The organism is Sulfitobacter rhodophyticola (assembly GCF_041281685.2).
In the GTDB taxonomy this organism is placed as follows: domain Bacteria; phylum Pseudomonadota; class Alphaproteobacteria; order Rhodobacterales; family Rhodobacteraceae; genus Sulfitobacter.
In genome coordinates this window covers 3,543,442-3,558,636 of the sequence record NZ_CP166251.2, presented here as the reverse complement: position 1 = coordinate 3,558,636, position 15,195 = coordinate 3,543,442, and the positions used below count along the sequence as shown (strand labels likewise).

Annotated in this window: 16 protein-coding genes; 5 read left to right on the top strand and 11 right to left on the bottom strand. The window is 63.9% G+C overall.

The window, feature by feature from the left end; genetic code table 11:
* Position 1: 1 nt before the first annotated feature.
* The 5 genes from AB4X18_RS18520 to AB4X18_RS18500 form a co-directional block, all read right to left on the bottom strand.
* On the bottom strand, positions 2-1,237 hold the full coding sequence (locus AB4X18_RS18520) for an MFS transporter (protein ID WP_370401466.1): 1,236 nt from the start codon (positions 1,235-1,237) through the stop codon (positions 2-4).
* Positions 1,238-1,330: 93 nt separating this feature from the next.
* Positions 1,331-1,756 carry a hypothetical protein gene (locus AB4X18_RS18515; RefSeq protein ID WP_370401465.1) on the bottom strand — a complete coding sequence of 142 codons (426 nt, stop codon included), beginning with the start codon at positions 1,754-1,756 and terminating at the stop codon, positions 1,331-1,333.
* Entirely contained in the window at positions 1,753-1,938 is a 186-nt protein-coding gene (locus AB4X18_RS18510) for a hypothetical protein (protein WP_370401464.1), read from the bottom strand. Before AB4X18_RS18510 ends, AB4X18_RS18515 begins: the two co-directional genes overlap by 4 nt.
* A gap of 125 nt (positions 1,939-2,063) precedes the next feature.
* Positions 2,064-2,648, bottom strand: coding sequence for a DsbA family oxidoreductase (locus tag AB4X18_RS18505; protein ID WP_432817438.1), 585 nt, complete (start codon positions 2,646-2,648; stop codon positions 2,064-2,066).
* A 60-nt stretch (positions 2,649-2,708) separates the two neighbouring features.
* Positions 2,709-4,214 carry a class I adenylate-forming enzyme family protein gene (locus AB4X18_RS18500; protein ID WP_432816892.1) on the bottom strand — a complete coding sequence of 502 codons (1,506 nt, stop codon included), beginning with the start codon at positions 4,212-4,214 and terminating at the stop codon, positions 2,709-2,711.
* Positions 4,215-4,280: 66 nt separating this feature from the next.
* On the opposite strand from AB4X18_RS18500, the gene AB4X18_RS18495 reads away from it, so the two are divergent.
* Positions 4,281-4,904 (top strand): helix-turn-helix domain-containing protein, encoded by a 624-nt coding sequence (locus AB4X18_RS18495; RefSeq protein ID WP_370401462.1) that lies wholly within the window; start codon positions 4,281-4,283, stop codon positions 4,902-4,904.
* A 12-nt stretch (positions 4,905-4,916) separates the two neighbouring features.
* Here AB4X18_RS18495 and AB4X18_RS18490 read toward each other — a convergent pair whose 3' ends face one another.
* Positions 4,917-6,737 (bottom strand): extracellular solute-binding protein, encoded by a 1,821-nt coding sequence (locus AB4X18_RS18490; protein WP_432816891.1) that lies wholly within the window; start codon positions 6,735-6,737, stop codon positions 4,917-4,919.
* 334 nt (positions 6,738-7,071) lie between these two features.
* On the opposite strand from AB4X18_RS18490, the gene AB4X18_RS18485 reads away from it, so the two are divergent.
* Both AB4X18_RS18485 and AB4X18_RS18480 read left to right on the top strand, forming a co-directional pair.
* Positions 7,072-7,857, top strand: coding sequence for a 3-hydroxybutyrate dehydrogenase (locus AB4X18_RS18485; protein WP_370401461.1), 786 nt, complete (start codon positions 7,072-7,074; stop codon positions 7,855-7,857).
* The gene (locus tag AB4X18_RS18480) at positions 7,854-8,909 is read left to right on the top strand and encodes a patatin-like phospholipase family protein (protein WP_370401460.1); all 1,056 of its coding nucleotides are present in this window, start codon (positions 7,854-7,856) and stop codon (positions 8,907-8,909) included. The genes AB4X18_RS18485 and AB4X18_RS18480 overlap by 4 nt, the downstream gene beginning before the upstream one ends.
* A gap of 23 nt (positions 8,910-8,932) precedes the next feature.
* Here the strand turns inward: AB4X18_RS18480 and AB4X18_RS18475 are convergent, their stop codons facing one another.
* From AB4X18_RS18475 to AB4X18_RS18460, 4 genes are all read right to left on the bottom strand, one after another.
* Positions 8,933-9,697: a DUF502 domain-containing protein gene (locus AB4X18_RS18475; protein WP_370401459.1), complete on the bottom strand. Its 765-nt coding sequence runs from the start codon at positions 9,695-9,697 to the stop codon at positions 8,933-8,935.
* A gap of 121 nt (positions 9,698-9,818) precedes the next feature.
* A complete protein-coding gene (locus AB4X18_RS18470) occupies positions 9,819-10,730 on the bottom strand; it encodes a pseudouridine-5'-phosphate glycosidase (protein ID WP_432816890.1) in 912 nt (303 codons plus the stop codon).
* A complete protein-coding gene (locus tag AB4X18_RS18465) occupies positions 10,727-11,611 on the bottom strand; it encodes a PfkB family carbohydrate kinase (RefSeq protein WP_432816889.1) in 885 nt (294 codons plus the stop codon). The genes AB4X18_RS18470 and AB4X18_RS18465 overlap by 4 nt, the downstream gene beginning before the upstream one ends.
* Positions 11,612-11,650: 39 nt before the next feature.
* Positions 11,651-12,466 (bottom strand): DUF4198 domain-containing protein, encoded by an 816-nt coding sequence (locus tag AB4X18_RS18460; RefSeq protein WP_432816888.1) that lies wholly within the window; start codon positions 12,464-12,466, stop codon positions 11,651-11,653.
* On the opposite strand from AB4X18_RS18460, the gene AB4X18_RS18455 reads away from it, so the two are divergent.
* Complete coding sequence (locus AB4X18_RS18455; protein ID WP_432816887.1) at positions 12,465-13,649, top strand: HupE/UreJ family protein; 1,185 nt, start codon at positions 12,465-12,467, stop codon at positions 13,647-13,649. The two genes, AB4X18_RS18460 and AB4X18_RS18455, sit on opposite strands and share 2 nt — an antisense overlap.
* Here the strand turns inward: AB4X18_RS18455 and AB4X18_RS18450 are convergent.
* On the bottom strand, positions 13,646-14,266 hold the full coding sequence (locus AB4X18_RS18450) for a thiamine phosphate synthase (protein WP_370401456.1): 621 nt from the start codon (positions 14,264-14,266) through the stop codon (positions 13,646-13,648). The two genes, AB4X18_RS18455 and AB4X18_RS18450, sit on opposite strands and share 4 nt — an antisense overlap.
* 145 nt (positions 14,267-14,411) lie before the next feature.
* On the opposite strand from AB4X18_RS18450, the gene AB4X18_RS18445 reads away from it, so the two are divergent.
* Positions 14,412-15,164 (top strand): RNA methyltransferase, encoded by a 753-nt coding sequence (locus tag AB4X18_RS18445; protein ID WP_432816886.1) that lies wholly within the window; start codon positions 14,412-14,414, stop codon positions 15,162-15,164.
* The last annotated feature ends 31 nt before the right edge of the window (positions 15,165-15,195 follow it).

Below are 15,195 nucleotides of genomic sequence, written 5' to 3'. Positions count from 1 at the left end.
CTTATTCGGCGGCTTCAGGCTGGGTTTCTTCGCTTTCGGCCCCCATCAGGATCATCAGCCCGAACCCCACTGCGGCCATCACCAGCACGGCCACCATCAGCGGGATAATCGTGCCGTCAAAGAACAACCCGACCGGAGAGGCGATGGCGGCAGCCATCACCGTGGCCAGCGCGCCGATGATGGAGGCGGCCATGCCCGCGATATGGCCCATCGGTTCCATCGCGATGGCGTTGAGATTGCCAAGCGTCAGGCCCGCCTGAAAGAACAGGCAGGTCTGCCAGAACACGAAAGCGCCAAAGCCGTAGGGCCGGGCCAGATCGCCTAGGTTGAAGATCAGCATCAGCGCGGTGATGAACACCTGCCAGCCCAGCATCGAGGTGACCATGTGGCGCATCCCGAATTGCACCACCAGCCGCGCGTTCAGCAGGCTTGAGGTGCCAGCGACCACCGCGACTGCACCGAACCAGTAGGGAAAGCTTTCGGCGCGGTTGTAGACCTGTTCGTAGATCGGCTGCACCAGCATCAGCGTGGTGAACAGCATCGCCATGGCAAGGGTTTGCACGAAGATCGACAGCATCACGGTGCGGTTGGAAAACATTTCCCCCACGGCGGCGAACATCAGCTTCCAGCGCAGCGGGCGGCGGTCCTCAACAGCCAGTGTTTCGGGCAGACGCAGGCCCATCCAGAGCACGGTGACGGTGGAGAACACGATGAAGGCCATGAAAATGCCGCGCCAGCCCGAGACGTTGATGATCACCATGCCCATGAGCGGCGCAAAGGCCGGCACCAGCGTGAAGATCAGCATCACGAGCGAGACGATCTTGGCCATCTCGCGCCCGGAAAAGAGATCGCGCACAATTGCCACGGCCACGATCCTTGGTCCCGATGCGCCCAGCCCCTGCAGCACCCGTGCGATCAGCAGGACCTCAAGCGACCAACTGACATAGGCGAGTGCGGCGGAGGCGGTATAGAGGATGGCGCTGAAGAAGATGACGCGGCGGCGGCCAAAGGCGTCCGACAGGGGCCCCGCGATGAAGGTGCCGACCCCCATGCCAAAGACGAAGGCGGTCAGGATCAGCGGCGCGCGGTTGGCCAGTTCGGGCGACAGTTCTGCGGCGATGTCGGGCAGGGCGGGCAGCATCGCATCCAGCGAAAACGCAATGGTGGCGAACATCATCGCAATCAACGCGACGAATTCCCCTCGACCCATGCGAAAGTTCGCTAGTTTCTCGCTCACACTGACCCTCCTTGCGGGTCAAATCGAATTGACGCGCAATAGCGTCTAGTTAACCTGCGGTAGAGTGCACGGCAATACTTATCGCCGTTGAAATCAGTAGATCGCGTATTTTTGCACAGGCTGTGTCAGTTTCACGGGCGCTTGTGGCATTGCGTCATGCGGCAGGTAGAGCAGTTTCACAATATCGCGCAACCCGTCCAGCTGGCCGCGCCATTCCGGGCCGACCGCAAGGGCCGACACGTTGTAATTAACGATATCGGTATGCTGCTGGTCGAGCGTTTCAAACGGGATCACGCGGGCAACAAAGCGGCAGTGTTCCAGCACGGCGCGCCGTTCGGCGTAAGGCACAGCACAGGGTTCAGCGTGGTCGATGCAATAGCCGTCGGTGGCGCACCCCACGATCAGTTCAGCGCATTTGCCCGACAGATCGCGCAGCAGGCGCACATGGTTCTGGGAAAACAGATCGAAGCTGCCGTAGGTCAGGATGGTGCGGTGGCGCAGGCCGGATGCGACGATCATGCGAACCCCTCGTCGCGCGGCGTGGGGTAGCGGGTCATTTCCTTGACGAAGGCCGGTGCCGGGGATTGGCGCTTGGCCCGTTTGTGGTTCATGTCGGGATGCGGCGCTGCGCCGTGGTGGGTGTCGGTGGTGCGTACAGGATTGGAAGCACCCCTGTAAGGTGCGTGTGGATTTTCTGCCATGTGCCCGCTCAATGTGTTGGGAGTCTGTGCTCCGATTACGCTGCAGCGTAGGGCAGCGATTCGACGCTGGCAAAAGGATTGTGCGACATGACGGCCGGTTATGGCCAATCTGCCACAGGGGCGGGTCAGCCCTGATCGGAAAGGTCTGCGATCACCTTGGCCCAAAGCTCTGGCGGTTGCGCGCCCGGCACGGCGTGCTGGCCCGCCACGATGAAGGTCGGTACGGAGTTGACGCCCATCTTGCGGCTGTGCGCGTCACGGGTGCGGATGTCTTCGGCGTCCATATCCGTTCCCAGCAGGCGGGTCACCACGGCGGCGTCCATTTCGATACCATCGGCGATGTCGGCCAGCACTTCGGCATCGCCGATGTCACGGGCATCGACGAAATAGGCGTGAAAGAGCGCCGCGACGGCGGCGGTCTGACGGCCTTCGATCCCGGCCCAGTGGATCAGGCGGTGTGCATCCAGGGTGTTTGGGGTCCGCTGCATCGCCTCAAAGTTGATGTTCAGCCCGGCCTTTTTGGCGTGTTCGACCACCGGGGCATAGGCGCGCACCGCGCCTTCCTTGCCGCCGAACTTCCCTTCGAGGTAGGCGCGCCGGTCCATGCCGCCTGCGGGCATGTCGGGGTTCAGCTGGAACGGGTGCCATTCGATCGCGAAGGGGTGGTTGGGGTGGTCCTGCAACGCGCGGTCCAAATGCGCCTTGCCGATATAGCACCAGGGGCAGATCGGGTCGGACATGATATCAAGTTTGATCGGGTCGGTCATGGTTCAGGAGGCCTTGTAAAGCGGTGCCAGCGCGCGGCGCTGCACCTTGCCGTTGGCCCCGGTGGGCAGCTGCGGCAGGTGGACGTAAAGGCGCGGTTGCTTGTAGCGCGCCAGCTTGGTCTCCGCATAGCGGTGCAGGGCGTCGGCGTCCAGCGGTGCGGCACTGGTATAGAAGGCGGCGATGACCGATGCGCCGGGCTTGATCTCCACCTCGGCGGCGGCGACGGCGGTCAGGTCGTCGAACGGGAGCAGCGCGGCTTCGACCTCCAGCGGGGAGACGCGGAAGCCGCCGGCGTTCATCATGTCGTCGTCGCGGCCCAGATAGGTGATCTGGCCATCTGCGTCGCGGCTGCCGATGTCGCCGGTGAGGAACCAGTCACCGTCAAAGCGCGCGGCGGTTTGTGCCGGATCGTCGAGATAGCCGAGCATCAGGCCCGGATCGCTGCGGTGCACGGCGATGGTGCCGGGGGTGTCCACGGCGACCTCCGCCCCGTCCTTGCGCAGGCTGATCCGGCGACCGGGCTGGGCGCTGCCCAATGCGCCGTCGCGGGCTGGCGTGTCGGGAGAGGCGGAGATGAAGGTGGAGCATTCGGACATGCCGTAGGCTTCATAGATGGCGGTGCCGGTGGCGGCTTCCCACGCGGTGCGCACCGGCTCTGCCAGTTTTTCCCCGGCGCTGAGGCCGTGGCGCAGGTGGGGCAGGTCCAGCTTGCCCCGGTCCTTGAGCATCTGGCGGTAGACACCCGGTGCGGCGGCAAAGATCGTGGCGTCATGGGTCTTGAGCCGCGCAGGCAGGTCGCCGGGCGCGGTGCCGGGCGCGGGGATCAGCGCGGTGGCGCCCTGCGTCCAGGGGTCCATCAGCCCGGTGCCCAGCGTATAGGTCCAGTTGAAAGCGCCTGCGTGCAGGACCCGGTCGTCGGGGCGCAGCCCGTACCAGCCGTCAAACATCATGCCCCGCGCCCAGATCGCGCGGTGGGCGTGCATCACAGCAGAGGGTTTGCCAGCGGTGCCGGAGGTATAGACGATATAGCCCAGCCGCGCGGGATCGCCCATGTGCCAGGGCGTGGCGGGCAGGGCGCGAAAGCGGCGTACCACGTCAAGCGGCAGGATGCGGGGATCGTCGGGGCAGGGCACATCGGGATCATGCAGGATCAGGGCCGGGTTCAGACCCTTGATGATATGGGCAACCTCGCCCGCCGTCAGCGCGGCGGCGGTGGGGACCGGCACCAGCCCGGCGGCCAGTGCGCCCAGATAGGCCAGCGGAAAATCCACCGTGTTGCCAAGCCGCAGCAGCACGCGGTCACCGGGGGTCAGGCCAGCGCCCAGCAACCCGGTCGCGGTGCCGCGCACGGCGGCGGTAAGGGCCGCGAAGGTCCAGTCTTCGGAAGTATCGGGGTGCAGCAGGCTGAGCGCGGTCTTGTCGGGATCGGGCGTCCCCGCCGTCAGCACATGGCGGGCCATGTTGAAGGGCACAGGACAGGCGGGATAGGGCGGGGAAGCAGCGGTCATGGGTGCGTCGCTAGCGCAGGCCGGGACACGTTGCAAGCCGGTGCGCAGGCGCGCTATAGCAGCGGGATGACAAAAGATGCGCCCGCCTCGCTTATCCAGATTGCCCGTTCGGACGGGGACGCCGAAACCGCGCCCCCCGTTGATCTGGGCGCACGGGTGCGGGCGTTACGCAAGGGCCGGCAGTGGACGCTGGAACAGGCGGCCCGGCAGGCGGGGCTGGCGCGTTCCACCCTGAGCAAGATCGAGAACGGGCAGATGTCGCCCACCTATGACGCGTTGAAGAAGCTGGCGGTGGGGCTGGAGATTTCCGTACCACAGCTTTTCATGCCGCCCGCGCAGGATCAGGTGAATGGACGTCTGGCGCTGACCAAGTCAGGCGAAGGCACGGCCAAGGCCACCACCACCTATGAGCACGAGCTGCTGGGCGATCAGTTGCGAAAGAAGCGGATGCTGCCCTATCGCGCGCGGGTGCGGGCGCGCAGCATGGAGGAATTCGACGGCTGGGTGCGCCACGACGGCGAAGAGTTCCTGTATGTGCTGACCGGGGTGGTCCAGCTTTATACCGAGTTCTACGAGCCAGTGGAATTGCGCCGGGGCGACAGCGCCTATTACGACGCCACGATGGGGCACAACGTGATTTCCACCTCCGCCGAGGATGCGATGATCCTTTGGGTGACCTCGCTCAGCTAGAGGGGCCGCGCGTCAGCCGTCTGCGTCCCACCACCACATTTGCGGCATGAAATAGGGGCCGTCGCCGTAGATCGGCAGGGTGTCCGGGAATTTCATCCGCGCGTCATGGGCAATCAGCCCTTCGTCGAATTGCCAGAACGGGATCACGTAGCGGCCTGCCGTCAGCACCCGGTCCAGCGCGCGGGTGGCATCGGTGAAGTCTTCGGCACTGCGCGCGGCCAACATCTGGTCGATCAGACCATCCACCACGGGGGAGGCGATGCCCATCAGGTTGCCGGAGCCTTCGGAGGCGGCGGCCTCCGAGCCCCAGTAGAAGCGCTGTTCGTTGCCGGGGCTCAGCGACAGGGCGCGGCGGAACGGGGTCATGTCGTAGTCAAACGACGCCATGCGCGCCACGTATTGCGCGTTGTCGACGGATTCGATGCTGGCGGTGATCCCCAGCCGTTCCAGCGCCTGCAGATAAAGGGCCGCGATCTTGGCGTGTTCGGCGTTGCCTTTCTTGAGCAGGATGCGGAAGGACAGCGGGGCGCCGTCTGCGTCCTGCATGGTGCCATCGGGGGCGGCGTAACCGGCGTCGGCCAGTTGTGCCATGGCGGCGCGGATGCCCGCGCGGTTGCGGGCGGAGCCGTTGCCTTGCGGCAGGGTGTATCCATCCAGCGTGCCGGGCAGCAGGGTGGCTGCGTGCGGGCGCAGCAGATCGGCCACGCCGCCCTGTGCGACGCCCGGTTGCATGGCCAGCACGGAGTTGGAGAAATAGGACGTGATGCGCGGCAGGGCACCGCCGGTCAGGGTTTCGTTGATGTATTCGAAATTGAACGCCGCGATCAGCGCGTCGCGCACGCGCCAGTCGTCAAAGGGCGCGCGGCGGGTGTTCATGGCGAACCCGGTCATGCCGGAGGGTTTTTGGTGCGGGAAGGTGGATTTGACGATGCGGCCGTCGGTGACGGCGGGAAAGTCGTACTGGGTGGCCCATGTTTCGGCGTTGAATTCGCGCACGGCGGAGATTTCGCCCGCCTTGAACGCCTCGAACAGGACGGAGGTGTCGCCGTAGAAGTCGATGCGGATGCGGTCGAAGTTGTAGGTGCCGCGCCGGAACGGCAGATCGGCACCCCAGTAGTCGGGATTGCGGGTCAGGGTGACCTGCCGGTTCGCCTCGAAATCGGTGACGGTGTAGGGGCCGGTGCCCAGCGGGATCTCGGCCAGCGGCGCACCTGCGAAATCCTTTCCCTCCCACTGCGCGCGCGACAGGATGGGGCGCATGCCGGCCAGCAGCGCCAGTTCGCGGTTGTCGGTGTTGAAGGTCATGCGCACGCGGCGCGGCCCGGTCTGTTCGATGCGGTCGATCTGGTTGTAAAGGCCGTGATAGCGCGGGTGCCCTTCGGTGCCGAGCAGCGCGTAGGAAAAGATCACGTCATCGACCGTGACCGGGCTGCCATCGGAGAATCGGGCGTCGGGACGCAGGGTGAATTCAACCCATGCGCGATCCTCCGGCACCTCAATCGATTCGGCCAGCAGGCCATAAAGGGTGAAGGGTTCGTCCCACGATCGGCCCATCAGGCTTTCATGCGTGAAGAAGCGCAACTGCCACGGCACGGTGCCTTTGCGCACAAACGGGTTGAGGCTGTCGAAGCCGCCGGCGTTGCCAAGGGTGATCTGGCCACCCGTCGGCGCATCGGGGTTGGCGTAGGGCAGAGACACAAAATCAGGGGGCAAAGCGGGGTCGCCATACATAGATATCCCGTGCATGGGTTCTGCAATTGCAAAACCGGACCAGAGAATCGCTGCCAGAATCACCCCAAGGCCCCGCAGCTTTTGGAAAAAATCCATCACCATTTTCGCAACAATCCTGCCAGCCCCTTTTTTTCTTACGTCAATGCTTAATGGGGGTTTGAGGCCAGTTGCAACTTTTGACTTGGCGTAGGGCATTGAATTGCCTATAAAGGGGTCACTGCTCGATAGGTTTCTTGCCTGTATGAAACCTGCCTCAATAACTTTACGCCCGCCTCGTGCGGGCGTTTTTTTTGGGCAAGAGTTGGGCAATGGATCAGGTAATTGATCTGCAACGGGTATTTTCGTGCAACCGTTTTGACTTTGGGGCGTTCCCTTTGCAGGCGCGGCACGTCATGATGCGCGCGCAGAATATGCATGACCCCAAGGAGACACCGCCATGGCTTTCACCATTGATCTTTCCGGCAAGACCGCCGTCATCACCGGCTCCAATTCCGGCATCGGGTTGGGCATTGCGCAGGAGCTGGCACAGGCGGGGGCGAATGTCGTGTTGAATTCGTTTACCGACCGCAAGGAGGATCACGCGCTGGCTGAGGAAATCGCGCGGGTGACCGGGGTCGAGGCGCGGTACATCAAGGCGGACATGTCCAAGGGGGACGAATGCCGCAAGCTGATCGAGGAGGCGGGCGTGTGCGATATTCTTGTGAATAACGCGGGCATCCAGCATGTCGCCGCGATCCCCGATTTTCCGGCTGAAAAGTGGGATGCGATCATCGCGATCAACCTGTCGTCGGCGTTTCATACCACGGCTGTGGCTTTGCCGATGATGCGCAAGGCGGGGTGGGGCCGGGTGGTCAACATCGCGTCGGCCCACGGGCTGACGGCGTCACCTTACAAATCGGCCTATATTGCCGCCAAGCATGGGATTGTCGGCCTGACCAAGACCACAGCACTTGAGACGGCGGAGGAGCCGATCACCGCCAATACGATCTGTCCGGGCTATGTGCTGACCCCGCTGGTGGAAAGCCAGATCCCCGACACTATGAAGGAATATGACATGAGCCGCGAGGACGTGATCAGAGACGTCATGCTCAAGCGGCAGCCGTCGAAGGAATTCGCCACGGTGGAGCAGATGGGCGGCACGACGGCGTTCCTGTGTTCGGACGCGGCGGCACAGATCACCGGCACCGCGATCAGCGTCGATGGCGGGTGGACAGCGCTTTGAGCAAGGCACCCCGGAAGAAGTCCCGCGCCAAGCGGATCAACCTCGCCCTGCAGGGCGGTGGTGCGCATGGGGCGTTCACCTGGGGTGTGCTGGACCGGTTGTTGCAGGAGGAAGAAGTTGAAATCTCGGCCATCTCCGGCACGTCGGCGGGTGCGCTGAATGGTGCAGCGCTGAAGGCCGGGATGGTCAGTGGCGGGCGTGAAGGCGCGCGCGAGAACCTGGCTTGGCTGTGGGAACAGGTGGCGGGTACGCGTGATTTTCAGGTGGAGCAGTGGATGCTGCCCTACGGCGTCGGGGCGCTGAGCCATGCGATGGAGTATTCATGGCCGGTGATGATGGCCGATGCGGTGTCGAACCTGACATCGCCCTATGCATCCGGTCCGTTCTATCGCAATCCGCTGGAGGATATCGTCGCCAAGTTCGACTACGACAAGGTGTGCAACGGGGTTGAGCCCTATTTCTTTATCTGCGCCACGCGGGTGCGCAATGGCAAGATCCGGGTGTTTTCTGGGGATGAGATCGGGCCCGAGGCGCTGATGGCGTCGGCCTGTTTGCCGACGCTGTTTCGCGCGGTGGAGATTTACGACAAGGAAACAGAGCGGAAAGAGGCGTTTTGGGATGGCGGATTTACCGGCAACCCGGCTTTGTTTCCGTTTTTCAGGGATGATCTGCCCGCCGATCTGGTGGTGATCAACATCAATCCGCTGGAACGGACCGATCTGCCGGTGACCCCCAAGCAGATCCAGAACCGCATCAATGAGATCAGTTTCAACAGCAGCCTGCTGCGGGAGTTGCGGGCAATTGATTTCGTACAGCGGCTGATCGAACAGGGCGCGGTGGACGATGACAGGCTGCACCGCGTGCGGGTGCATATGATCGCGGATGATGTGCTGATGGAAAAGCTGTCAGTGGCGACCAAGACGGTGCCGAACGCCGCTGTCATCGCCACGCTGCGCGATGCCGGCCAAGCCGCGGCAGAGCAATTCCTGGAGCGGGATTTCGGCAAGGTGGGCAAGCAAAGCAGCGTTGATCTGCGCGCGATGTTCGGCTGAGGCACGGTGCGCAGCCGGTTGATCTAGCTGCGCTTCTCGATTTCCTGATCGTCGATCTTGTCCATCAGTTCGACGACACCGTTCTGCTGAACCTTGCCATTCTCATTTGGATAGACAAGGCCGGCGGAGATCACCAGCTTCGCGGCATCCTCAACCGTCATGTCCAACACCTTGACGTCCGCGCGTGGCACGAACAGCAAAAAGCCCGAAGTCGGGTTTGGCGTGGTGGGCAGGAAGACACTGACCATATCGCCGGAGGTGTGTCCCTTGTCGGCCACTTCGCCCTTCGTCTCCGTGGAGATGAAGCCAAGCGCCCAGATGCCCTTGCGCGGATATTCGATCAGGCAGGCGGTCTCGAAACTCCGCTCTGACTGGGCGAAGATGGTCTCTGATATCTGTTTGATGCCGGAATAGATGGTGCGCACCACGGGCGTGCGTTCCACCAGGCTTTCGGCAAAGCGGATGAGCGAACGGCCCAGCAGGCCCTTGGCCATCCAGCCGACGATGACCGTGAACAGCAGAAAGATCACCACGCCAAGGCCGCGCACGTTGATCTGCATCGACGGATCAAGGCCGAAGAAGTCCTGCAGCATGCGGTCGGGATGATAGGCCGCAGGTACCAGCGGCAGCACGAAACCGTCGATCCAGCCGACAACGGACCAGATCAGCCAGATCGTCAGACCCACGGGCGCGATCACCACCAGACCGGTCAGAAAGTTCGCGCGGAAACGTCCGACAAGCGTCGGGCGGCGGACCTCCGGGGTTTCGATGTCAAAAGGTGTGTTCATGCAGTCAGCAGCGGATCGTTCATCAGGGTGTACAGCTAGGGTCTTTCCCGGCGGGCTACAATGGCAAGTACCGGGTTGAAACGCAATAATAGTTGATCTGCCCGCAAAAGGGGCGGTCGGATCAATCTATCATGTTCAATGCGCCGGCAATCCGCGCCGCCAGGCGTGCATTGTTGCGCACAAGGGCGATATTGGCGGTGAGCGAGCGGCCTTCCGTCAGTTCGAAAATGCGTTGCAGCAGGAAGGGCGTGACGCCCTTGCCGGTGATGCCCTGCGCATCGGCTTGCGACTGGGCCTGCGCGATGATCGGGGCGAGGGTGGCGGCGGGGATTTCATCGGCCTGCGGGATCGGGTTGGCCACCAGTTGCCCGCCGGGCAGGCCGAGGGCGCGCCGGGTAACATGCGCGCGGGCGATGGTTTTTGCGTCGTCCATACGCAGGGGCGCCGCCAGATCAGAGGTCGCGCTCCAGAAGGCGGGAAGGGTGTCTTGTGCGTAGGCAATGACGGGGACGCCCTGGGTTTCAAGAATTTCGAGCGTCTTGGGGATGTCGAGGATCGCCTTGGCCCCCGCCGCGACCACGGTAACGGGGGTTTGCGCCAGTTCCATCAGATCGGCGGAGATATCGAAGGTTTCCTGCGCCCCTTTGTGCACACCGCCGATGCCGCCGGTGGCGAAGACGTGGATGCCTGCGAGGTGTGCGGCGATCATCGTGGCGGCCACGGTCGTCGCCCCGGTGCCGCCCGTGGCGATGCAGGCGGCCATGTCCGCACGGCTGAGCTTGGCGACGTTTTGCGCCTGCGCTAGGGCTTCAAGCTGCGCGTCTTCAAGGCCAATGTGCAGCGTGCCGTCGATCACCGCGATGGTTGCGGGCGTGGCCCCGGCGGCGCGCACGTCCGTCTCGACCTGACGTGCGACCTCAAGGTTCTGCGGGTAGGGCATGCCGTGGGTGATGATGGTGCTTTCAAGTGCGACCAGCGGGGTGTCCGTATCGCGCGCCTTGGTGACTTCGGCGGAATAGTTCAATTGGATCATATGGTTGTCGCTCCGGACACGTAAAGGGCGGCGGCTTCGAGCGCGTCTGCAAGTGCGGCCTGCGGCGGCTGGCCCTTGCGTTCGGCGGCGATGTGGGCGGCCATGAAGGTATCGCCCGCGCCGGTGATGCGCGCCACGTGCACGGGCGGCGGCGATTGGGTGTGCTGGCCGTTGGCGTCGCCAGCAGTGGCGGGATTGCCACCATCGGTGACCACGGCGCGCACGGCACCTTTGGCCAGAAGGGCGGTGACAGCTTCGGCGGAGGTGTCGAAGGTTTCCTCGCACAGCAGCCCGGCTTCTTCGAGGTTCACGTAGAGCGTGCCGCGCCGTGCCTGCAGGAACGGGCTGAGCCGAAGCGCCTTGCCGGGAGAGGCAGGCGCGATGCGCAAGTCGGCCTGCGCCAGCAGCGGGCTGCGGGCGATGTCGGACAAAAGGTCGATGGTCAGGTTGCCATCGAGGGCGACCGCGCCGGTATAGGGGGCGGGTAGGGTGCCATCGGCAAGCGGGCGCAGGATCTTGTCGCCTGCCGCCTCAAGCGAATGGGCGTCGGCGATGGCCGCGATCAGGCCGTTTGCGCCTTCCACGGCCATGTAGACATCTGTGGGCAGATCGTCCGATCGGTAGATGTGATCAGTGATCAGGCCGCGCCGCGCACAGGCCTGTATCAATTCGTCGCCTTCCGCATCGCGGCCCACCGCCGACAGCAGCGCAGGTGTCAGACCGAACCGCGCCAGCGCCATGCCGATGTTCAGCGCCACGCCGCCGGGCAGGCGGGTGATATGGCCGGGCATGTCGGAACCCTGGCGCATCTGCGCCTCCGACCGGCCGATCACGTCCCAGAGGACCGAGCCGATGCACAGGATATCAGGGGTGGTGGTCATGCGGGCTTATTGCCCAAGGGGGGGGCGGTGCGCAAGCGTTCAGCGGGCAGGCACCTTGAAGGTCAGCGCCGCCCAGAGCGTTTCCCAAAGCGGCTGTTCGGGATCGGCATCGGGGTTGTCCGCCGGGCGCAGCACCACGGCATCAAAGAGGTATTCATGGCCCGGCGTGACGGGGATGGTCGCCCGGCCATCCGCGTCGGTGCGGTGCAGGGTGATGGTCACGGTGTCATCAGGGGCGCGGTCGAAGACCTCCACCTGCGCGTCGGGGCGGGGAGCGTCCTGATAGGTCAGCGCCACCTGCATCTGCCCGTCGAAGTCCGGCGCGTAAGGGTTTGTCAGGGCTGTGAATTCCGTGGCCATCCCGACGGTCTGATCGCTGCCTGCACCGTCGCCCAGTGTCATCAGCGCCTTGATGTGGCGGGTGTAGCTTTCCTTGAACTTGTCCTGCGGCCAGCCTGCGGCGATGTGGTCGGCGCCTGCGTCGGCAAAATCCTTGTGGGCGGCGAATTTCAGAAACTTTTCCCAGTCGCGGTACGTAAGGGAAGAAGAGGTCGTTTCATGCGCGACGATGATGAGCCCGTCCGGCGTGCCGTCGGGCAGGGTGAATGCGGGTTTGTCACCCGGTCGGGGGGTCAGTTTTGTTGTGTCACCGTTCACGATCATCTCGAAACGGGTGGAGCGTTGATCGAAATAGGACAGGGTCGTGCCTTCGAACCCCTCGCCGTTGCGGAAATGCGCCTGTAGATTGCCGCCAGAATCGGCTTGATATTCCAGTGGCGCGATCCACAGTTCGTGGGACGATGCAGGGACGGCAAGAGCCAGCGTTGCGACAAAACAGAGACGGGCGAGAGACATGGTCAGAACTTTCATTACGAGTATACCAAAGCTGGTGGCTTTGGCAGTGTTGTCAAGCGTGCTGGCAGTCACGGTTGCGCGTGCGCACGAGGTGCAGCCGACGATTGCGGACCTGTCCGTCGCGGAAGGCCAGGTCGAACTGGTGCTGGAGCTGAACCTTGAAGCGTTTCTGGCGGGCATCGATCTGGATGGGCTGGAAGACACCAACGAAGCGGAGAACGCCGAAGGGTATGACGCGCTGCGCGCCTTGCCGGATGAGGAAATCATGGCCCGCGCGCCGGATCTGCTGGAAGGGTGGAACAGGCTGCCGTTGGTCAGCATCAACGGGGAACCCGTGGTGATGCGCAGCGCCGCGCTGTCGGTGCCCGAGCAGGTGAATGTGGAATTGCCGCGCGTGACGCGCTGGCAGTTGCTGGGGGAGGTACCGGGCGGGGCGACATCGGTGCAGGTGGCCTGGCCGGACGGGAGCGGCGCAATGGTGCTGCGCCAGCAGGGGGTGGAGGATCCCTTTACCGGTTACCTGGATGGGGGGGAAACCTCAGCACCGATTGCCGTTGCGGGTGGTGATGCGCAGGGCGGTTGGGCGACCTTTGCCAGCTACGTGCCGGTAGGCTTTGATCACATCCTGCCCAAGGGACTGGATCATATCCTGTTCGTCCTGGGGTTGTTCCTGTTGTCGACGAAACTGGCACCGCTGTTGTGGCAGGTGTCGGCCTTCACGCTGGCGCATACGGTGACGCTGGCGCTGGGGGCGCTGGGGCTGGTCAATGTGCCGGGCTCCATCGTGGAGCCGCTGATTGCGGCGTCGATCGTCTATGTGGCGATCGAGAACGTGTACCTGAGCCATCTCAGCCGCTGGCGGCCTTTTGTGATCTTCGGGTTCGGATTGCTGCACGGGTTGGGGTTTGCCTCCGTGCTGGGGGAATTCGGGTTGCCGCAGGCGCAGTTCATTCCCGCGCTGATCGGATTCAACGTGGGTGTGGAACTGGGGCAGTTGACGGTGATCGCCATGGCGGCGGTGCTGATCTGGCTGGCGGTGCGGGCGGCATCGGTGGCGCGGCTGGACCCCGGCGAAGAGGTGGTGCGCGATTACGCCGTGACCTTCCGCGCCGTGTCGCTGGTGGGATCGCTGCTGATTGCCATCATCGGTGCGTGGTGGGTGGTGGAGCGGGTGTTTCTTTAACCCATCGCCTTGAGGAGTTTTGTCAGCTCCGCCGCGGGCGCGTCGCTTTTCCAAAGCTCATCACCCAGGCCGAAGAAATCGGTGTGCGGGGCGAGGCGGGTGATCATCGCCTCGTCCAGCAGCCCTTCGGCGACCACGGGGACTTCGATGACCTCCGACCACCATTCGAACAGGTCCACTTCGGCAAAGCTGCCATCATCCAGTGTGCCGGGGCGGACCGGGCCGAAGCTGACATAATCGGCACCGGCCTCGCCTGCGGACATGCCGTCATGGCGGGACGGGCCACAGAAAGCGCCGACAATGGCGTCTGGGCCAAGTTCCTTGCGGGCGTGGCGGACCGATCGCGCGGCATCCGACAGGTGCACACCATCCAGGCCAAGGCGTTCGACCATCAGCGTGTGATCGGAGATCACCAGTGCGACGTCGCGCGCATGGGTCACCTCGCGCAAGGCGTCGGCGGCGCGCGCGATGCGGTCTTCGTCGCGGGTGGCCAGCGCCAGTCGGACACAGGCGATGTCATGGGCGTCGAGGACGGCGGCGAGCGTGTCAGGGAAGCTGCTGAGTTCGAAGGTTTCGGGCGTGATGAGGTAGATTTGCGGCTGCTCGGGGGTGTCCATGGGGGTGGTCCTTCGTCGGTTGTTGAGCGGCTCTTAGCGGATGGTCCGCCAAAAGGGAAATTTTAACCCTCCGGGGGGGTTTTTTAACCATTTGGAAGGGGCGGGGATGCTTGTACGTCATCGGTGCCGCGCGTATGAGGCGGGCATGAGTGATGTGGTGTCTTTACCGGAGCAGCCGGCCTTTGTGCTGGTGCGGCCGCAGATGGGCGAAAACATCGGCGCGGCGGCGCGGGCGATGTGGAATTTCGCGCTTGACCGGATGGTGCTGGTGGCGCCAAGGGATGGCTGGCCCAATCCGTCCGCCGTGGCGATGGCGTCTGGCGCGGGGCGGTTGCTGGATGAGGCGCGGCTGGCGGCGGATTTGCCGGAGGCTTTGGGCGATGCTGATTTCGTCTTTGCCACCACCGCGCGGGAGCGGGACCTGACCAAGCCGGTGTTCGATCCGCAGGCGGCGATGGTCGAGGCCGCGGCGCGGATTGCGGCGGGGCAAAGGGTGTCGGTGCTGTTTGGACCCGAACGGGCCGGACTGGAGAACGAGGATATTGCGCGGGCCAATGCGATCATCTCGGTGCCGGTGAACCCGGTCTTTGCCTCCCTGAACCTTGCGCAATGCGTGTTGCTGGTGGGATATGAGTGGCAGCGGGTGCGCGCCGAGATCACGGCGGAGCGCATGGCGATGGCGGGCACCGATTGGGCGTCCGGCGCGGAAGTGGAGCATCTGGCGCAGCATTACGAGGACCGGATGCAGGAGGCGGGGTTCTTTTTCCCCGCGCACAAGGCCGCGTCGATGAAGCTGAACCTGCGCAACATGTGGTCACGGATGCCGATGACACGGGCGGACGTGCAGATGTTGCACGGGATGATGCGGCAGATGGTGCGGTGGAAAGACAGGGAGTGAGGCTGCGACGCTTTGAGCATCTGGACCTTTG